Here is a 19,490-nt window from a genome sequence, read left to right on the forward strand (position 1 = left end):
AACAGCAGACCGGACGCCGGCCGCGGACGGCGGGGCGCACCGGTTTACGCGGAATTTACCTGGTGGAGACAGCGGGCGACGCCGGCCCCTCTTGAATTTCTGTCAACCGACAGAAAACAACCAGGGGGAGCCGTGACCACCGCACCGGAGACCTCGACCACCGCCGGCGCCAGAGCGCACGCCCGGGCGCAGGAGGGCACCGTCGTACCCGCCGCCCCGACGGTGCCCGCGGCGCGCCACGCCGACCTGCCGGCCGGCGTCGACGCCGACCGCGTCGTCTGGGCCGACCGCGTCCCGGGCGGCGGTTACGCGCACCGCGTCCTCGCGCCGGGCACGCTCATCCGGTTGACCGACGTGGCGGGCGACGCCTGCGCGTCGCTCACGCTCCACCACGCGGGCATGCCCTGGGAACGGCTCAACGTCGCGGACACCGTCAAGGTTCAGTGGCAGGTCTACCCCGGCGCGGGCTACCTGCTCCTCAGCGACCAGGCCCGGGTGCTGGCGACCGTCCTGGTGGACGGCTCCGGCCACCACGACACGCTCTACGGCACCTCCAGCCGGGCGCGGAACGAGGAACGCTACGGCGACGGCGCGCCCGAGGGGGCCAGCCCGGCCGGACGTGAACTGCTCGTACTGGGAGGCGCCAGGAACGGCCTCGACCGCCGCGACATCCCCCCGCCGATCTCCTTCTTCAAGGGGGTGCGGGTCGACGCCGAGGGTCGCCCACGATGGCAGGGCACGGCCGGAGCGGGAGCGAGCGTCACCCTGCGGACCGAACTGCCCGTCGTCGTCCTGCTCGCCAACGCCGCGCACCCGCTCGATCCCCGGGCCGACTACACCTGCACGCCGGTGGAGGTCCTCGCCTGGCGCGACCGCGTCAGCACCGCAGCGGACGCGGTGTGGACGGCGACGCCGGAGGGCCGGCGCGCCTTCGAGAACACCGCCGACCACCGGAAGGGACGTGGACTGTGACGACCACCGCCGGGACCTCCCAAACCCGGACCACGCGGTACGGGTCCGAACTGCACCGCGAGACCGTAGCCGCCCGCGCCCCCTGGTCGCGCCGGTTGTCGACCGGTCAGGTGCTGACCATCGTCGACCTCGACGGCAACCAGGCGGTCGACTTCCTGGCGTACGACGCCGCGGACACCGCCCGCGCCTACAGTGCCCAGGCCACCCTCCAGGCCCAGGAGACAATCTTCCTCACCACCGGCAGCGTGCTGCGGGACAACGAGTACGGGCCGCTGCTGACCGTCGTCGCCGACCGGGTGGGCCGGCACGACACCCTCGGCGGGGCCTGCTCCCGCGAGTCCAACACCCTGCGCTACGGCCACCACACCCAGGCCCAGCACGCCTGCGTCGACAACTTCCTCGGTGAGCTGAGCCGGTACGGCATGGGCAAGCGCGACCTGGTCTCCAACGTCAACTGGTTCATGAACGTCCCGGTCGACCCGGACGGCGCCCTCGGCATCGTGGACGGGATCTCCGCCCCCGGCCTGTCGCTGTCGCTGCGCGCCGAGAAGGACACCCTCGTCGTGGTCTCGAACTGTCCACAGGTCAACAACCCGTGCAACGGGTTCCGCCCCAGCCGGGTCGAGATGGTGGTGCACGCCGGTGACTGACCTGACCCGCGCCCGCCCCCGGGGCGCCGCCCGTGCGGTCCGCACCCTGCTGGTCGCGAACCGCGGCGAGATCGCCTGCCGGATCATCCGTACCGCGCGGGACCTCGGCATGCGCACCGTCGCCGTGTTCTCCGAAGCCGACCGGGGCGCCGCGCACGTCCACCTGGCCGACGAGGCCGTGCCGCTGGGCCCCACCCCGCCGGTCGAGTCCTACCTGAACGTGGCGGAGGTGCTGCGCGCCGCCAAGGTCACCGGGGCGGACGCGGTGCATCCCGGCTACGGTTTCCTGGCCGAGAACGCCGACTTCGCGCTCGCGGTCGAGGCCGCCGACCTGGCATTCGTCGGCCCGACCCCCGACCAGTTGCGGATCTTCGGGGACAAGCACTCCGCCCGCGCGGCCGCCGTCGCGGCCGGGGTACCGGTGTTCCCCGGAACGGGGCTGCTCACCGACGTCGGGCACGCCGCGGCCGAGGCCGCGCGGATCGGCTACCCGGTCATGCTCAAGGCCACCGGTGGCGGCGGTGGGATCGGAATGGCCGTGTGCCGCGACGTCGACGACCTGCGTGAGGCCTACGACCGGGTCACCGGGCTGGCGTCACGCAGCTTCGGCTCCGGCACGGTCTTCGCCGAGCGGTACGTCGAGCGGGCCCGGCACGTCGAGGTGCAGATCTTCGGTGACGGTGCCGGCGGGGTGCTCTGCCTCGGCGACCGCGACTGCTCCCTGCAGCGGCGCCACCAGAAGGTGATCGAGGAGGCACCCGCGCCGGCCCTGCCCGGGCACGTCCGCGAGCGGTTGCACCGGGCCTCGCGTGAGCTGGCCGCCTCGCTGGACTACCGCTCCGCCGGCACCGTGGAGTTCGTCTACGACCCCGCGCGCGAGGAGGCGTCCTTCCTGGAGGTCAACACCCGGCTGCAGGTCGAGCACCCGGTCACCGAGCAGGTGACCGGAGTGGACCTCGTTGCCTGGATGCTCCGGCTGGCCGGTGGCGACGACACGTTCCTGGCCGGTTACCGGGACACCGGGACGGTGCCGGTCCGCGGGCACGCGGTCGAGGCCCGGGTCTACGCCGAGGACCCGGCCGCGGACTTCCGACCCGGCGCCGGCACCCTCACCCGGGTGGACCTGCCCCGGGGCGACGGCATCCGGGTCGACACCTGGGTCGCGACGGGAACCGAGGTGACCACCGCGTACGACCCGATGCTCGCCAAGGTGATCGCCACGGGCGCGGACCGGGACGCCGCCCTGGACCGGCTGCGGGTCGCCCTGGCCGGCACCCGGATGGCGGGGATCGAGGTGAACCTCGGCCTGCTGCGCGCCGCGGTCGACCTGCCCGCCTTCCGCGCCGCCGCGCACACCACCGGCACCCTCGCCGACGTACGGGATCCCGAGCCGCGCGTCACGGTCCTGCGCGCCGGCCTGCTGACCACCGTGCAGGACGCCGACGGCCGGGTCGGTTACTGGCAGGTGGGCGTGCCGCCGAGCGGTGCCATGGACGACCGGTCCCTGCGCCTGGCCAACCTCGCCGTCGGCAACGACGAGAACGCCGCCGGCCTGGAGTGCACCGCCTCCGGTCCGGCGCTCAGCTTCACCCACGACACGTGGGTGTGCGTCGCCGGGGCTCCAGCGCGGGTGACGGTCGACGGCGTCGAGGTGCCCCGCTGGGAACCGGTGCGCGTACCGGCCGGTGCGACCCTCGACATCGGCGACGCGACCGCGGGCCTGCGCAGCTACGTCGCTCTCGCCGGTGGCCTCGACGTACCTCATTACCTCGGCAGCGCCGCCACCTTCACCCTGGGCCGGTTCGGCGGTCACGGCGGACGCGCGCTGCGCCCCGGTGACGTGTTGCGCACGCACCCGGCGCCCGCCGGCTCACCGAGACGGCCGGTGCCCGAGGCGCGCCGGCCGAACTTCGGCAGCCACTGGGACCTCGCGGTGACCGAGGGCCCGCACGCGGCGCCGGAGTTCTTCACCCGCGCCGACGTCGAGCAGCTCTACGCCACCCGCTACCGGGTGCACTTCAACTCCGCCCGTACCGGTGTGCGGCTCGTGGGTCCCAAGCCCGGCTGGGCCCGGCACGACGGCGGAGAGGCCGGACTGCACCCCTCGAACATCCACGACACGGCGTACTCCGTGGGTGCCCTGGACTTCACCGGCGACACCCCGATCCTGCTCGGGCCCGACGGTCCCAGCCTCGGCGGCTTCGTCTGTCCGGTCACCGTGGTCTCCGCCGACCGCTGGAAGGTGGGTCAGCTCCGGCCCGGTGACACCGTCACGTTCCTGCCGGTGTGCGCCGCGGCAGCCCCGTCCGCGCGACTGCTGGACCTGCCGACCTACCTGCCGGGTGCCGATCCGGACGACGGGGTGCTGCACCGGCTCGACGGTGCCCCGACGGTCACCTACCGCCGCCAGGGCGACGACGCGGTCCTGGTGGAGTACGGCGACATCGTGCTCGACCTCGCGCTGCGGGCCCGGGTGCACGCGCTGCACACCGCGCTGGCCGACCGGGGCCTGCCCGGGGTCCTCGACCTGACGCCCGGCATCCGGTCGCTGCAGGTGCACGTGGACCCGGACGTGCTGCCGGTGCCCGCGCTGCTCGACCTGCTGGTCGACCTCGAGGCGCGGCTGCCCGCCGGCTCCGACCTGGTGGTACCGAGCCGACGGGTACGCCTGCCGTTGAGCTGGGACGATCCGGCGACGAGGGAGGCGATCGCCCGCTACACGGCGGGGGTGCGGGACGACGCGCCGTGGTGTCCCTGGAACATCGAGTTCATCCGGCGGATCAACGGCCTGGCCTCCGTCGACGACGTGTACCGCACCGTCTTCGACGCCGAGTACCTCGTCCTGGGCCTCGGCGACGTCTACCTCGGTGCCCCGGTGGCCACCCCGCTCGACCCGCGGCACCGGCTCGTGACGACGAAGTACAACCCGGCCCGTACCTGGACGGCGGAGAACTCGGTGGGTATCGGCGGAGCCTATCTGTGCGTCTACGGCATGGAGGGCCCGGGCGGATACCAGTTCGTCGGCCGCACGACCCAGGTCTGGCGGACGTATCCGCCGCCGGGGCAGGACCCGTGGCTGCTGCGGTTCTTCGACCGGATCAGCTGGTATCCGGTCGAAGCCGACGAGCTTCTCGACCTGCGGGCCGACCTCGCCGCCGGCCGGACCGCCCTGGACGTCACCGAGGGCTGCTTCTCGCTGGCCGAGCACGAACGGTTCCTGCGCGCGAACGCCGGGTCGATCGCCGCCTTCCGAGCCACCCAGGCGGCCGCGTTCGACGCGGAGCGCCGCGCCTGGGCACGGGCCGGGGAGTTCGACCGGGCCGAGGACGCGGCCGCCGCGCAGACGACGGATCCGGCGGACGTGATCGTGCCCGAGGACGGCGTCCGGGTGGACGCGCCGTTCGTGGCCAACGTGTGGAAGGTGGAGGTGACCGTGGGCGACGTGGTGGAGCGGGGACAGACCCTGGTGGCACTGGAAGCCATGAAGATGGAGACGTACGTCGCCGCGCCGTCCGCCGGCACCGTCCTGGCCGTGCCGGCGCGGCCGGGCGTACAGGTCGCGCCGGGCGACGCCCTCGTCGTGCTGGGACCGGTGTCGTGAGCGCCCGCCCGGAGGCGTTCATCGCCCTGCGCGACCCGGCCGCGGTGGCCGCGGAACTCGCCGCGTCCCGCGGCCCGTTGGCCGGTCTGCGGCTCGCCGTGAAGAACAACGTGGACGTGGCCGGCTTCCCCACCACGGCCGGCTGCCCGGCGTACGCCACCGGGCCGGCCGGCAGCGACGCCCAGGCGGTCGCCCGACTGCGGGCCGCCGGCGCCACCGTGGTCGGCGTGACCAACCTCGACCAGTTCGCCACCGGGCTCGTCGGTCAGCGCAGCCCGTACGGCGGCGTCCGCGACGCCCGCCGCGCGACCCACGTGTCCGGCGGGTCGAGTTCCGGCTCGGCGGTCGCCGTGGCACTGGGCGCGGCCGACATCGCCGTCGGCACCGACACGGCGGGTTCCGGCCGGGTACCGGCGGCCTTCCAGGGCATCGTGGGGGTCAAGCCGACGCTCGGGGTGGTCTCGGTGCGGGGTGTCGTCCCCGCCTGCCGGTCGTTCGACGCCGTGACGATCTTCGCCCGTGACCTCGACACCGCGGACGCCGCGATGGCGGCGATGGCGGGCGGTGGCGGCACGCGGGGCTGGCCTCTGGACACTCCGCTCGCCGCGCCGGTCGCGGCCCGCGTCGCGGTCCCCGACGAGCTGCCCGCGATGGCTCCCGGCTGGGCCGAGGCGTTCCGGGCGGCGGCCGACCGGCTCAGGGCGGACGGATGCGTCGTGGAACCGATCCCGTTCGCCTCGTTCCTGGCCGCGGCCCGGCTGCTCTACGACGGCGGGCTGGTCGCGGAGCGGCACGCGGCGGTCGGCGGGTTCGTCGACGCCCATCCCGACCTGGTCGACCCGACGGTGGGCGCGATCATCTCACGGGCGGGTCGGGTCAGCGGCTCCACCCTGGCACGCGATTTGGCCCGGCTCGCGGCGCTGCGCACCGAGTGCCTCGGTCTGCTCACCGGGTTCGAGGTGCTGCTGGTGCCGACCGCGCCCGGTCAGCCGACCGTCGCCGAGGTCGCCGCCGAACCCGTGGCCAGCAACTCCCGGGTCGGCACGTACACCAACTTCTGCAACCTGTTCGACCTGTGCGCGGTCGCCGTACCGTCGGGCACGGTGCCCGACGGTACGGCCGGAGCGGCCCAGTTCGGGGTCACCGTCCTGGCCCGGGCGTTCCACGACGCCGTGGCGCTGGACCTGGCCCGGCGGGTCATGCTGGCCACCCCGCCGCCCGAGGCGTACGCCGGCGGGGCGGCCCCGCTGGCGGAGCAGCGACTTCCGTGGCCGGCCAGGATCGCCGACGCGGCGGTGCAAACCGTCGAGTTGTTCGTCATCGGCGCCCACCTCGTGGGGCAGCCACTCGAGCGGGAACTGCGCTCGCTCGGAGCACGATGGCTGGGTCCGGCGCGTACAGCCGGGGCGTACGCGCTCGCCGCGCTCGACACCGCGCCACCCAGACCGGGGCTCACCCGCGTCGGCGGCGGCGGTGTCCGCGTCGACGGAGAGGTCTGGGCGCTCTCGGTCGGAGCGCTGGGCAGGTTCCTGGCCGCGCTTCCCGCACCGATGAACCTCGGCCGGGTCGAACTCGACGACGGACGCTGGGTGATCGGGTTCGGCTGCGCCACGGAAGCGGCGGCCGCGGGCACGGACATCAGCGCCCACGGCGGCTGGCGCAACTGGCTGGCAGCCGGTTCCTGATCCCCGTAGCCGGAAGGCGTCGACCAGCCTGGAGCACGACTCCGTCGGGGCGGACAACCGCCTCCCGGGCCGCGCCGGTGCGCAACCAGCGGTGCAGCTCGCTGCCCGGGCCGGCGACGACGAGGACCATCCCGCGCCCTTCGATCTCGGCGCGTCGGGCGTCGGACGGCTCGACGGAGGTGACGATCGCGAACCGGCCGGCGGCCAGGTCGTCGAAGCGCCGGTCGCCGTCGACGACCGCGTTCGGGCAGAGCCCGCCGGCGAGACCGCGACGCCACCGTATCCGCAGCCGTGGCCGCCGCACGAGGCCGGAGCGGCGCAGCGGCGGTGTCCGGCTGTCCGTCGCCAGGCCGGTGAGGCCCGGTACCAGGTGCAGCCGCGGTGCCACGGCCCGACGGACGACGTCGCCCAGTTCGCCGCCGGCGGTCATGGCCGTACCGATGATCCTCGCCATCCTGATCATCGCGCGGACGTGCCGGGCGCGTTCGACCTGGTACGTGTCCAGCACGGCCGGCGGCAGCGTGCCGGCGAGCACGCCGGCCAGCTTCCAGGCGAGATTCATCGCGTCGCGCTGCCCGGCGCACAGGCCCTGCCCGATGAACGGCGGGGTGAGATGGGCGGCGTCGCCGAGCAGGAACACCCGCCGGTCGCGCCACCGGCGGGCGACCTGCGCGCGGAAGGTGTACTCGGCGACCCGGACGATCTCCAACTCCCGGTCGGGGACGTCCCCGGTCCACCGCGAGATCAACGGACGCAGCCGTGCCATGTCGCGGTAGTCGTCGGCGGTCTCACCGGGCCGCAGCCGGAACTCCCATCGGTACCGGGTCGCCCCGACGCGCAGGTAGGTGCCGGGACGAGCCGGGTCGGAGAGTTGCTGCACGCCCTCCCACTGCCCGAGGTCGGCCGCGGTGGCCACGTCGATCACCAACCAGCGTTGCGTGAAACCCAACTCCCGCATGGTCGCGCCGATGGCGAGCCGGGTCAGGCTGTTGGCGCCGTCGCAGCCCAGCGCGTACGCCGCCCGGAGCGCCGCACGCGCACCGGTGGCGGTGTCGGTGACCTCGACCCGTACCCCGTCCGCGTGCTGGACCAGCGCGGTCACCTCGGCGTTGCCGCGCAGCGTGACCGCCCCGAACCGGGCCAGGTTGCGGCGCAGGATCGCCTCCAGGTCCGGCTGGTCGAACAGGCTGCCCTGCGGGTAGCCGTGCCGGCCCGGCGCGGGGTCGCGGGAGAACTCGGCCAGCACCCGCATGTCCCGGTCCAGCAGGCGCAGACCCCGGTGCGGGCGGGAGATCGCGGCGAAGGAGTCCCGGAGCCCGAGCCGGGCCAGGATGCGGTGCACCTCGTCGTCCAGGGCCACGGCCCGGGGCAGCGGGTAGCTCGTCGCCCAGCGGTCGAGGACCAGGCACTCGACGCCGTACTGGCCGAGCAGGGTCGCGGCGGTGAGACCGGTGGGGCCCGCGCCGACGATCACCACCGGAACCGTCCTCGTCGGGCCCGCCACGCCGTGATTCTCCCCGACCCGGGCCGGACCGTCACCCGGGCCGGACCGTCACCCGGGCCGGGGAACGCGCGCACGTCACCCGTTCGCGTGCGCGTCGGGCAGTACGGAGGAACCGGGGCGGGTGGCAGGCGCCGGCGCGGTCAGCTCGCCGCGCGGTCCGCCGGCCGGGAGGACTGCCCGGACTGCGGCTGACGTCCGCTGTCCGGCGCCATTTCCCGCCACTCCGGGCGGCCGCCCAGCCACGCGTCGGCGAGGATTTTCGCCGAGGCTCGACTCGGGCAGGGGTGCAGCTTCGACCGGCCGGCGACGCCGCCGGTCCGTGCCTCTACTTCCCATCGCTGGCCGTCGGTGCGGATGTAGACGTCACGACGCCCTCGCGGACTCCGGTCCCCGTTCCACCAATGACGCTCGATTCTCACGTCCTGACCGTATAGCACCACCTGCGGAAAGACGAATGAGGGGAATCCCGCGACGAGTGCCCTGGGTGATCGACCGGACACGGAAAGCGCGTCAAGGAATCAGTCGGGAAGAGACCTGTCCCGTTATCGCTCGATGTGACCCACGTTACCTCTCGCCCAGGAGGGAATCAGGTCGACGGAGGAGGATTTGAAGCAGGGTGTGACCGTCACACCGTCCTCCGCCCGGCCGCGCCCCGACCGGACGGGGATCACCCGATGACCGGCTCCGCCCCCGAGCAGCCGTCGACCGCCGTCGCGCCGACCCCGGGTGACCTGATGAGCCGCGGGCAACGGCTGCGGCTCGTCCTGGTCCTCGGCTCGCTGATCGCGGTGGGCCCCCTGACGATCGACATGTACCTGCCCGCGCTGCCCGCGATCGTCGCGGACTTCGCGACCACCTCGGCGGCGGTCCAGCTGACCCTCACCGGCACGCTCGCCGGGCTCGCCCTCGGCCAGCTGATGGTCGGCCCGCTGTCGGACGCCGTCGGGCGGCGTCGCCCGCTGATCGCCGGCCTCGCGCTGCACGTCGTGGCGTCGGTGCTCTGCGTCGTGGCGCCCAACGTCGCCGTTCTCGGCGCGCTGCGGGTGGTGCAGGGTCTCGGTGTCGCCGCCACCGCGGTGGTCGCGATGGCCGTGGTCCGTGACCTGTTCAGCGGGGCGGCGTTCGCCACCCTGCTGTCCCGACTGCTGCTGGTGATGGGGGCGGCACCGGTCCTCGCGCCGACCCTCGGTGGCGGCGTGCTGCGCTGGACGGACTGGCGTGGCGTCTTCGTGGTGCTGGCCGCGTTCGGGGTGCTGCTGATCGTGGTCGCCGCGGTCGGCCTGCCGGAGACGCTGCCGCCCGCGCGCCGCCGCCGCGGCGGCATCGTCGCGACCGTCTCCCTGTACGGTTCGCTGCTGCGCGACCGCGTCTTCGTGGGCCTGGTCATGGTCGCCGGCCTGGCCATGGCGGCGCTGTTCGCGTACGTGGCCGGCTCGTCGTTCGTCCTGCAACAGGGGTACGGCCTCAGCCAGCAGCAGTTCGGGCTGGCGTTCGGGGCGGGCGCGGTGGGCCTGATCGGGGCGACCCAGTACAACGTACGGCTGTTGCGCCGCTACCCTCCGCAACGGATCCTCGTCGTGTCCCTGTGCGCCGGCACCCTGGCGGGGTTGGCCCTGGTGGCCTTCGCCGCGACCGGCCTCGGCGGGCTGCCCGCCCTGCTGGTGTCGTTGTGGGCGGTGCTGGCGGCGGCCGGCCTGGCGATGCCGAACGCCCCGGCGTTGGCGCTGTCCCGGCACGGTGAAGCGGCCGGCACCGCGTCCGCCCTGCTCGGCGCCGTCCAGTTCGGCGTGGGTGCGGTGGCCGCGCCGCTGGTGGGTGTGCTGGGCACCGGCGCGGTGGCGATGGCCCTGGTGGTGGCCGGTGGCATGGTGTCGGCGGTGGCGGTGCTGCTGGTCGTCGTACGACCGGCCCGGCTGGCCGACCTGGAACCGGCACCGGCGGTCGTGGCCGCGCACTGAGGGACGGCCCGGACGACCGGCCGGACACGCCGCGGCTCGGATCCGAGTGATCGGATCCGGGCCGCGGCCGTCGGTCATCCGTTCGGGTTGCCGACGCCGGTGAGGATCCGGCTGCGCAGGTAACGGCCCGCCTCGGTCAGCACGCCGTTGCCGGCGAAGGCGGTCCCCGCACAGGTGCCCTGCCGGAACGCCGAGTTGGTCTCCCGGCCGTCCGAGAAGCTCCACATCCCGTACGAGATCTTGTTGCTCTTCAGCAGGTCGAGCCAGGCGGTGGTGCTGGTGAAGTCGTTGGTGCCGTCACCGGTGAAGGTCTGCGTGCCGAACTCGCTGACGAACAGCGGCAGGCTCTTCGCGGCCCGCGCCACGACCGCGCGCCGGTCGGCGCCGTGCGACGCCGCGTAGAAGTGGAACGTGTACATGACGTTCTCGGCGTCGACCGGGTCGTTGACGACCTCCGTCTCGTCGCTGCCCTCGCTGAGACCCAACGACGAGAAGCCGCGGGTGCCGACCAGCACGACGCTGTCCGGCGAGTTCTTCCGGATCACCGGGATCACCTGCTCGGCGTACGTCTTGATGCCGTCCCAGCTGACCCCGTTCGGCTCGTTCGCCACCTCGTAGATCACGTTGTTGTTCGCCGCGTGTCGGGCCGACACGTCCGCGAAGAACGTCTTGGCCAGCCCGAGGTTCACGTTCGGGTCACCCGGGGTGAGGATGTGGAAGTCCACCAGGACGTAGAGCCCGAGTCGGGTGGCGGCGTCGACGAGTCCGTTCACCTTGGCGGTGAAGCCGACCGGGTCGGTTTCCAGGCCGCCCTCCTGCACGTACATCGACAGCCGGATGAAGTCGGCCTTCCAGTCGTTGCGCAGCGCCGCGAGCGAGTTCGCGTTCACGCAGTTCGGGAAGAACTGCAGGCCGTGGCTGCTCATGCCGCGCAGTTGGATCGCCTGGCCGGCCTGGTTGCACAGCTGCGTGCCGCACACGCGCAGCTGACCGTTGACCGCCACGGGCGTACCGCCCGGGGCGTTGCCGGACGCCGCCGGGGCGGGCCGGTCCGGTCCGGCGGCCGGCGGGGCGGTGGTGGTCGGCACGGTGGTGGTCGGCACGGTGGTGGTCGGCACGGTGGTGGTCGGCACGGTGGTGGGCTGCGCGGGCCCGGCCGCCTTGGTGCCGTTCAGCGTGCAGGTCGACAGCCCTTCGGCGTTGAGGTCGGGCTTCGGGGCGTTGCGGCCGATCGCCGTCTCGATCCGGTTGATGGTGGCGAAGCGCTTGTCCCGCAGCGGTCCGAGGATCGCGTTCTGGGCGAAGTTGGGACCGCCCTGCCCGACCGTGTCGCGCAGCCGCTTGTTGGCCTCGGTGATCTGGGTGTTGAGCAGTTCCAGGTTGCGCTGCACCTCGGCCTGTTGTTGAGCCGGTACGGCCACACCGACGGTGACCTGCGGGCAACTGACGGTGGCCGGTTCCTCGTCGGCGGAGGCGACACCCAGCCCGATGCCGACGATGAGAACCGCGACGCCGGCCACCGCGCCGACCCGCCAACGGCGGGTGTGCGTGTCTGAACTGCCCAGTCTCGATCTGCGCATCCGAGCCGCTACCTTCCGCCAGGTGTGCCGCATCATCCGTTCGGAGAGGGTTACGGGAGCGCTTCCGTAACGGATCAAGACTCGAACGACTTTTCGTCCGGACGGGTCGGTGGCGGAGCGATGAGTTTGGGATGCTGCGGCGGTCTACCTGTCGACAACACCGGATCATCGAAGGGACCATCACGATGGCAAAGGTCATCTCTACGCTGTTCATCTCGGCCGACGGCGTGGCCGAGATCGACTCCGACTGGCACTTCCCGTACTTCGACGAGAACATGGGTCGCGCCGTCACCGAGGACTACGAAGCCGCCGACGTGCTGCTCATCGGCCGGGTGACCTACGACAGCTTCGCCGGGGCCTGGCCCGGACGGGAGGCCGCGGGCGGCGACGACGCCGCCTTCGCCAAGCAGCTCGGGGACGTACGCAAGGTGGTCGCCTCGCGTCAGCCGGTGCAGTTCTCCTGGCGGAACTCGGAGCTGATCGAGGGTGACCTCCTCGACGCGGTCGCCGCGCTGAAGGCCGACGCCGACAGCAAGGGCGTCCTGGTCCCCGGATCGATCTCGGTGGTGCAGCAACTGCTCGCCGCGGGACTGGTCGACGAGCTGCGGCTGCTGGTGCATCCGGTGGCGGCGCGTAAGGGTCGTCGGCTGTTCGACGACGGCGACGCGCCGTACCACCTGAAGGTCACCGCCACGGAGGTGTATCCCACCGGCGTGATCCGGGTGATCTACGCGCCGACCGCGGCGCCGACCGCGGCCGGCTACGACGAGGTCAAGGATCAACTGTCCGAAGGGTAGGACCGGCGCCGACCGCCCTGGGCCGGCAGCCGGCCCGGGGCGGTCGATGGGTGGCCACGCCGCTCCACAGTGGACGAACCTGACCATTCAAGATCTGTAGCCGACGCGATGGCAGTCGTGACAAGGTCTTATCCACGAGCGAAAAGTGCTATGAGATCCTCGAGGAATACGATCAGAGATCCGATGACCAGTCCGGTAGCGGCAGCCAGCATCCCTGAAGCCAGATCTGCTGCGCCGAGGGCCATGAGCGTCGCGGTGGCACCTAGCACTGCGGTTGCGGCAAGACCCAGGTTGCGCAGAATATGTTGAACGCCCAGCTCGGCGTCTGAGGCGCCGAAACAGTTGCAGGGTGCGCGATTCTTCTTGCCGATATTCATGCCGATCACGCCGGTCATTGCCGCGAGGAGTCCGGTTGCGACCATGAATCCGGCGACGCCGCACCACCTTGTCGGAATCAGCAAAAGACAGACGACCACGGCTTCTGCGGCTATCGTGGCCTTCGCGATCGTGGTGACGAGAACCGGCGGCGCCAGCGACATCTGTCGCAACGAGTGTTCGAACGCGAGGTACGATCTCTTGTTCGACGCCTTTCCGTAAACGGCAACGGCGAACACCACTACCAGAAGGGTTCGAGCCGAGATTTCGAGGGTCCGCACCTCACATCTCCTTTGTGGTCAGCTTCCACTTCACAATACGACGTACCACAACACCGACGAGGAGTTCGCCGGGGCAGTATCCAAAATGCCGCGAGTCGTAGCTTTGTGGGTTGTCCCCCAGCAGCACGAGCCTTCCCCCGGGTACCGAATTCTCGGTCACTGAAGCGAGCAGCGGAACCCGTTCGAGGGGTACCGGATCACCGGGAACGGATACGGCCCGCTTCACCATGTACCGGGCACGATTGTCGGGGACCACGCCGTGCTCCAGGAACTGGTCCAGCGACTTGACGACGACGACATCCTGGGGACGCACGCGTGCCAGCCGGGTCCGGCGCACCAAAAGTCGATCTCCGTTGTGGAAGGTTGGTGCCATGCTCTCGCCATCGACAGCAACCATCACCAAGCAGCGACGTGCCCAGAGGACCAGGACGAGGGGCGCGAAACAACAGCCGGCCACCAGGTAGACAGCGACCATCATCTACTGCTCTCGATCGAAAGGACCCGATCATCCTGGTATCCGGCGGCCTGCATCGCGAACAGCCGAGCGTAGACACCGCCGGAGGCCACCAGTTGATCGTGATTGCCCAGTTCGGAAACGACACCGAAGTGGAGCACAGCGATGAGATCAGCATCCCGGACCGCGTTGAGCCGGTGCGAGATGAGCAGACTGGTCCGGTCGGCACGATAGCGTCGCATCCTGTCGTGCACATCGTGCTCCGCTTCCGGATCCAGCCCGGAACTGGGCTCGTCCAAAATCATGAGATCCCGATCCCCACGAAGGAACGCACGTGCCAGGGCCAGGCGTTGCCACTGACCACCCGACAGCACAACGCCGTCGTCCGTCTCTCCGTCGGCGCCTTCCTGGTTGAAGATCCTGGTCAGCAGCGTGTCGTAGCCCTGGGGAAGGTGTTCCAGTTTGGCGTGGATCCCCGCTTGGACGGCGGCGTCCCGGATACGCGCCCTGTCCGCCATCGCCGACAGGTCTCCTACGGCAATGTTGTCGGCGGCGCTGAAGTCGTAGCTCATGTGATCCTGAAACACGGCACTGATGCGTTCCCGATAGTCGCCGGGATCGAAGTTTCGGATATCCACCCCGTCCCACAGGATTTCGCCACGAGTCGGATCGTAGAGGCGGCTGATCAGCTTCACCAGCGTTGACTTGCCTGATCCGTTCAGGCCGACCAGCCCCATGACCGTCCCACGCGGAATCACCAGGTTCACGCCGGCCAGAATCCACGGATGACTGTCGCTGTATCTGAACCAGACGTCGCGCAGTTCCAGCGCCTGACCCAGGGGAGGAGTGGGAACCGGCTTCGCAGCCAGCATCAGATCCGGTTCGCCGTGTGCGATATCGACGAACGGGCGGAACAGCAGAAGTTGTTCCCGCACGCCCGCTATCCCGTGTACCAACGCCCCCATGGAAGTCTGCGTACTCGCGACCGCGGCGGCAAAAATCGACACGTCGCCGATGCTCAGTTCACCGTGCGAGGCGGCGAGTATCGCCCACACCAGACCACCGCCGGCTGTTACGGCCGCCAGTGCCTGCAAGAAGCTGTAAGTGGACATCTCCCTACGGTCCATCGCACGCTCGGCGGTGTCGGCTGTCATTCGCTCCCGGAGCATCCTGCGGCGCAGGAACCCGCCGAGGCCGAACAACCGGGTTTCCTTGGCGGCGCGTGTATCAGTCAGTAAATTTGCGTAGAATGCCTCGCGCCGCTGATGAGGCGAAATATCCCAAAGGAGTTGCATCCTCTTTCGCGATAACGAGAACTCCAGGAAGAGAGCAGGCAGCACTGTCACAATGACGATGGCCGCGGCCGCTTTACTGACGATCACCAGGGCGCTGAAAAACCCGACGAGCGTCAGCAGCGACTGGCCGAGCCCGAAAGCCATCGCCACAGAATGGATGACCGTGCTCGAGCCTTGCTGCGCGAGCCGCAGCCGGTCCCGGAAGGCCGGACTTTCAAATGGTCCAAGGCCGATGAACTTGTTGATCGCTCTGTACAGCCGGTCCAACGACAGCAGGCCGACTCGCCGTCCTATCTGCTTGGACAGATAGGAAGCTGGCTGCGGCACCACTGCGGCCAGCACACCGAAACACCCCAGGAGTACGGCCGGCGCGAGGACCTGGCCTACCTGTTCCGCACCGAGCCGGTCCAGGACCACCTTGGTGAGCCAGGCTATGGCGACCGGTATGAGCGCCTCCACTATGGCGATCGCACCGTACGCCGCTGTATGTACCGGAGCTGCGGACAGGATGAGCCGGAACAGTTCGACACCACTGTGCCGCTGGGAAGCCATTGCGCAATTTCCCGATGTCATCCGGCAGACATCGCGGGGACGCGGCGCTGCTGGAGCGCATCGACCCCGATATCGCTTGAGGCCACCACTCCATCATTCGCCATGACGAAGATCATGGGGAATGCGGTAACCCCGAATGCCTTTGTGGTGGCTCCGTCGAACGCTTCGGTCACCACCCGGGCCACCGGGGCGAGCTTTTCCACGAACGCCGAGCGCCCGGTGTCGTCGCCGGATACGACAGCAAGAAGTTCCGCCCCACCGTCAGCCGAGCCCGCCGCGTAGTGGACGAACTTGGGGAGCAACTCGTCGCAGAACCCGCAATTGGACGAGAAGAAGGCGACGACCGTCCCGGCGGACAACAGCTCACGGGAGACAACGTTTCCGGCGATGTCGACGGTGGCGAAGTCAGCGACCCTCGAACCGGATGCGACGACATCGGTCGGCCGTGCGGCTTTCATCTCCGCCAGGAGGTTGGTGTGCTCACGGAGGCGTCTGATCACACCAAACATGAGCAGCAAATTTATCAGGAGCAGGGTGCTGACAAGGCCGGCGGTGGCATGCAACATCGTTTTTCTCCTAGGTTGGGGAACCGCAATGGAAGCGGGTGTGCCACTACTTCGAGTGACACACCCGCACGCCGGAAATTACCAGCCCGCTTGGCACTTACCCGGGAAACTGCAGGCAATCCCCAAGGAGTGGTGGAGTCTCCACGGGGTCTTCCCCAGCCCGCTCGTGCAGTCGACCGTGCGCGATTCGTAGTCGACCTGCCAGCCGCCGGGTGAGCAGCAGCGCTGCTTTTCCGTGCAGGTTCCAGTCGCAGCGGCCGTGATGCTTGGCACCAGCAGATCCAGGGCCTTGTCTGCCATCTGGCTGAGAAACTTCATACTTCTTTCCTTTCTCCGTTCGGTCTGATGCTCGGCCGGCGGAGGCTGATGCCGCCGCCTATGGACAGACTCTTCGCCCCGAAGAATGTGGGAACCTTGCGAGAAGCTTGAATGCCCGGTCGACGGGCCCGCTACAGATCTTGAATGGACAGGCGCAGGCTGCGGGTGTCGCAGACCGCCGTGTACGGCTGGCGCAAGCGGTGGCAGGTCGGTGGTGAACAGGCCCTCGCCTCGAAAGGGCCCCGGATGTTCCGTACCCGGTACACGCTGCGCGGCACGGCGAACGTCATGTACCGGTTGGGCTGGTCGGTACAGGTACCGAAGCACCGTGCGGTCGAGCGTGACGAGGCCGCGGTCACCACTTGGCGGCGGGAGACGTGGCCGGCGGCAGAACGGTAGCGGTGCAGCGGCAGACGTGGCTGGTCTTCGAGGACGAGGCACTCCCGGCGGCGCGGGCCGCGGGTCGCGGCCGCCGGCCTCAGTGCGGGCTGACCTTTATCCGGGCGTCCGCCCAGGCCGCCTGGCGGAGGGTGGTGAGGATCCGTTCCTGGCCCGCCGGGTCCTGCCGGTCGATGAACAGCACCCCGTCGAGATGGTCGGTCTCGTGCTGGATGCAGCGGGCCAACAGCCCCGTGCCGACGACCTGTACGGGGTCACCGTGCTTGGTGAAGCCCTTGGCGACCACGTTCATCCGCCGCTTGGTGTCCAGGTAGATTCCGCGTCGAACATGGTCACCGGTTCGGCCACCTGACGCAACACCGGATCGCCAACCTTTCGAATGGCCAGCACCGTCATCTGATACCTCCGTCGTCGACGTACCTGCTGCCGCTTCCGGCCGGCCCGGCGACGGCCGCACCATCCTGGCCGAAGGCCGGGAACCGTTCGACGGCAGGTGATCCCGACGCCATGCGGTGGGACGCCGCCCGCTCGACGATCGGCGGTACAGCAGGCTGTACTTTCCGCGCCGGGCCATCGCCGGCCGGTCGACGGTGACCTATGTTGGCGCCGGGAGGTGGGCCGATGGCGTACGTGTGGGGTCGGGTCCGGACGGTGGTCGAGGCGATCGCGCGCCTCGGCGGCGGCCTGGGCACCGCCGTGCTGGCGCTGGGTGCGCTGCTCTGGGCGGTGTTCGTGGCCCTGACCTGTCTGGTCGGGGTGGGCCTGCTGGCGGCGCCCGGCGCGTTGCGGGTGGTGCGGTCGGTGGCTGACCGCGAGCGCGCCCGGTTGTCCCGTCGGGGGACAGAGATCCCCGAGCCGGGGGCGGTACCGGCCGGGTTGCGGGCGGCGCTGCGGGACCCGTTCGTCCGCCGGGAACTCGGCTGGGTCGCCCTGCACTCCGTCACCGGCCTGGTGTCCGGGCTGCTCGGCTTCGCCTTCCCGCTGAACGCCCTGCAGGACATGACGTTCCCGTTGTGGTACCGGTGGGTTCCGCCCGAGGACGGTGCGCCGGGGGTCTGGTGGTGGCGCATCGACGGACAGTCCGAGGCGTTCCTGGCCGGACTGCTCGGAGTGGGCTGGCTGCTCGCCGGGGTGCTGTTCAGCCCGGCGCTGGCCCGGTTCCAGGACTGGCCGGGCCGGTGGCTGCTGTCCCCGCCGCCGGGGGTCGACCTGTCGCTGCGGGTCGCCGCGCTGACCGCCACCCGGGCCGCGGCGCTGGACGCGCACGCCGTGGAACTGCGCCGGATCGAACGGTCGCTGCACGACGGCACGCAGAACCGGCTGGTCGCGGTCAACGTGCTGCTGGGCGCCGCGCGGCGGGCCGTACGACGCGACCCGGACCGGGCCGACGAGATCCTCGGGCGGGCCCAGGACGCGGCCGAACAGGCGCTCGGTGAACTGCGTACGGTGGTGCGCGGGATTCTGCCGCCCGTGCTGGACGACCGGGGCCTCGCCGGGGCGCTGGCGGGCCTGGCCGGCAGCTGCGCGGTACCCTGCCGGCTCGAGGTGGACGTGGCCGTCCGCTGCGCGGCCTCGGTCGAGGCCACCGCCTACTTCGTGGTGGCCGAGGCGCTGACCAACGTGGTGCGGCACAGCGGGGCCGGTCAGGTGGACGTCACCGTCCGCCGCGAGCGCGGCCGGCTGCTGGTGACCGTGCAGGACGACGGACACGGGGACGCCGACGAGGCCCGCGGCTCCGGGCTCACCGGCATCCGCCGGCGGGTCGAGGCGTACGACGGCCGGATGGGCCTGACCAGCCCACCGGGAGGACCGACGAGGATGGACGTGGAGCTGCCATGCGGATCGTGATCGCCGAGGACGACGCGCTGCTGCGGGAGGGACTGGCGCTGCTGCTGCGGGCGGAGGACCTGGACGTGGTCGCCACGGCCGGCACCCCGGGTGAGTTCCTCACCGCGGTCGACGAGCACGCGCCGGACGTGGCCATCGTGGACGTACGGATGCCACCGACGCACACCGACGAGGGCATCGTGGCCGCGGTGGAGGCCCGGCGGCGCCGGCCCGGCCTCGCCGTGCTGGTCCTGTCGGCGTACGTGGAGCAGGCGTTCGCCACCGAACTGTTCTCGGTCGGCGCGGTCGGCCTCGGCTATCTGTTGAAGGAGCGGGTGGGCCGGGTCGAGGAGTTCCTCGCCGCGCTGCACCGCGTCGCGGACGGCGGCAGCGTCATCGACCCGGAGGTGGTGGCGCAGCTGCTGGCCCGCAACCGGCGGGCGGACACGGCGCTGGCCGAGCTGTCGCCGCGGGAGCGCGAGGTGTTGGGGCTGATGGCCGAGGGGCTGGGCAACTCGGCCATCGCGGAGCGGCTGTTCGTCACCGACGGCGCGGTGCACAAGCACATCCGCAGCATCTTCGCGAAGCTGGGGCTGTCACCGGACGACAGCGCCGACCGCCGGGTCACCGCCGTGCTGCGTTACCTGGAGGGCCCCCGGTAGCCCCTGCTGTACCC

The 19,490-nt window shown here is 71.0% G+C and carries 15 protein-coding genes and 1 pseudogene; 9 read left to right on the top strand and 7 right to left on the bottom strand.

What is annotated here, in order from left to right:
- Window positions 1–132: 132 nt before the first annotated feature.
- From ACFOX0_RS18825 to atzF, 4 genes are read left to right on the top strand one after another with little or no spacing between them, the layout of a single operon-like run.
- Window positions 133–972, top strand: a complete 840-nt coding sequence (locus ACFOX0_RS18825) for an urea amidolyase associated protein UAAP1 (RefSeq protein ID WP_377547610.1) — start codon at window positions 133–135, stop codon at window positions 970–972.
- Window positions 969–1,622: an urea amidolyase associated protein UAAP2 gene (locus tag ACFOX0_RS18830; RefSeq protein WP_377547612.1), complete on the top strand. Its 654-nt coding sequence runs from the start codon at window positions 969–971 to the stop codon at window positions 1,620–1,622. The genes ACFOX0_RS18825 and ACFOX0_RS18830 overlap by 4 nt, the downstream gene beginning before the upstream one ends.
- Before the next feature lies 1 nt (window position 1,623).
- Window positions 1,624–5,223 (top strand): urea carboxylase, encoded by a 3,600-nt coding sequence (gene uca / locus ACFOX0_RS18835; RefSeq protein ID WP_377547705.1) that lies wholly within the window; start codon window positions 1,624–1,626, stop codon window positions 5,221–5,223.
- Window positions 5,220–6,908 (top strand): allophanate hydrolase, encoded by a 1,689-nt coding sequence (atzF, locus tag ACFOX0_RS18840; RefSeq protein WP_377547614.1) that lies wholly within the window; start codon window positions 5,220–5,222, stop codon window positions 6,906–6,908. Before uca ends, atzF begins: the two co-directional genes overlap by 4 nt.
- Here the strand turns inward: atzF and mhpA are convergent.
- Window positions 6,862–8,412, bottom strand: a complete 1,551-nt coding sequence (mhpA, locus tag ACFOX0_RS18845) for a bifunctional 3-(3-hydroxy-phenyl)propionate/3-hydroxycinnamic acid hydroxylase MhpA (RefSeq protein WP_377547616.1) — start codon at window positions 8,410–8,412, stop codon at window positions 6,862–6,864. The two genes, atzF and mhpA, sit on opposite strands and share 47 nt — an antisense overlap.
- Before the next feature lie 734 nt (window positions 8,413–9,146).
- Here mhpA and ACFOX0_RS18850 point away from each other — a divergent pair.
- The gene (locus tag ACFOX0_RS18850) at window positions 9,147–10,370 is read left to right on the top strand and encodes a multidrug effflux MFS transporter (protein WP_377547708.1); all 1,224 of its coding nucleotides are present in this window, start codon (window positions 9,147–9,149) and stop codon (window positions 10,368–10,370) included.
- Window positions 10,371–10,444: 74 nt separating this feature from the next.
- Here ACFOX0_RS18850 and ACFOX0_RS18855 read toward each other — a convergent pair whose 3' ends face one another.
- A complete protein-coding gene (locus ACFOX0_RS18855; protein ID WP_377547618.1) occupies window positions 10,445–11,950 on the bottom strand; it encodes a glycoside hydrolase family 5 protein in 1,506 nt (501 codons plus the stop codon).
- Window positions 11,951–12,135: 185 nt separating this feature from the next.
- On the opposite strand from ACFOX0_RS18855, the gene ACFOX0_RS18860 reads away from it, so the two are divergent.
- Complete coding sequence (locus ACFOX0_RS18860; protein ID WP_377547620.1) at window positions 12,136–12,747, top strand: dihydrofolate reductase family protein; 612 nt, start codon at window positions 12,136–12,138, stop codon at window positions 12,745–12,747.
- A gap of 128 nt (window positions 12,748–12,875) precedes the next feature.
- Here ACFOX0_RS18860 and ACFOX0_RS18865 read toward each other — a convergent pair whose 3' ends face one another.
- Genes ACFOX0_RS18865 through ACFOX0_RS18880 form a run of 4 tightly spaced genes read right to left on the bottom strand, consistent with a single transcriptional unit; the run spans window position 12,876 to window position 16,270 of the window.
- Window positions 12,876–13,403: a MauE/DoxX family redox-associated membrane protein gene (locus ACFOX0_RS18865; RefSeq protein ID WP_377547622.1), complete on the bottom strand. Its 528-nt coding sequence runs from the start codon at window positions 13,401–13,403 to the stop codon at window positions 12,876–12,878.
- A 1-nt stretch (window position 13,404) separates the two neighbouring features.
- Window positions 13,405–13,881: a S26 family signal peptidase gene (locus ACFOX0_RS18870; protein ID WP_377547624.1), complete on the bottom strand. Its 477-nt coding sequence runs from the start codon at window positions 13,879–13,881 to the stop codon at window positions 13,405–13,407.
- On the bottom strand, window positions 13,878–15,704 hold the full coding sequence (locus ACFOX0_RS18875; RefSeq protein ID WP_377547626.1) for an ABC transporter ATP-binding protein: 1,827 nt from the start codon (window positions 15,702–15,704) through the stop codon (window positions 13,878–13,880). Before ACFOX0_RS18875 ends, ACFOX0_RS18870 begins: the two co-directional genes overlap by 4 nt.
- Window positions 15,705–15,721: 17 nt before the next feature.
- Window positions 15,722–16,270: a peroxiredoxin family protein gene (locus ACFOX0_RS18880; protein WP_377547628.1), complete on the bottom strand. Its 549-nt coding sequence runs from the start codon at window positions 16,268–16,270 to the stop codon at window positions 15,722–15,724.
- Between the two features lie 462 nt (window positions 16,271–16,732).
- On the opposite strand from ACFOX0_RS18880, the gene ACFOX0_RS18885 reads away from it, so the two are divergent.
- Window positions 16,733–16,987 (top strand): winged helix-turn-helix domain-containing protein, encoded by a 255-nt coding sequence (locus ACFOX0_RS18885; RefSeq protein WP_377547630.1) that lies wholly within the window; start codon window positions 16,733–16,735, stop codon window positions 16,985–16,987.
- A 79-nt stretch (window positions 16,988–17,066) separates the two neighbouring features.
- Here the strand turns inward: ACFOX0_RS18885 and ACFOX0_RS18890 are convergent.
- Window positions 17,067–17,306: pseudogene (locus tag ACFOX0_RS18890) on the bottom strand (peptide deformylase); the annotation flags it as partial.
- A 302-nt stretch (window positions 17,307–17,608) separates the two neighbouring features.
- Between ACFOX0_RS18890 and ACFOX0_RS18895 the strand changes: the two are divergent.
- On the top strand, window positions 17,609–18,835 hold the full coding sequence (locus ACFOX0_RS18895) for a sensor histidine kinase (protein ID WP_377547632.1): 1,227 nt from the start codon (window positions 17,609–17,611) through the stop codon (window positions 18,833–18,835).
- On the top strand, window positions 18,823–19,476 hold the full coding sequence (locus ACFOX0_RS18900) for a response regulator (protein WP_377547634.1): 654 nt from the start codon (window positions 18,823–18,825) through the stop codon (window positions 19,474–19,476). Before ACFOX0_RS18895 ends, ACFOX0_RS18900 begins: the two co-directional genes overlap by 13 nt.
- The last annotated feature ends 14 nt before the right edge of the window (window positions 19,477–19,490 follow it).

This window comes from Micromonospora zhanjiangensis, assembly GCF_042650605.1.
Lineage (GTDB): Bacteria > Actinomycetota > Actinomycetes > Mycobacteriales > Micromonosporaceae > Micromonospora_J > Micromonospora_J zhanjiangensis.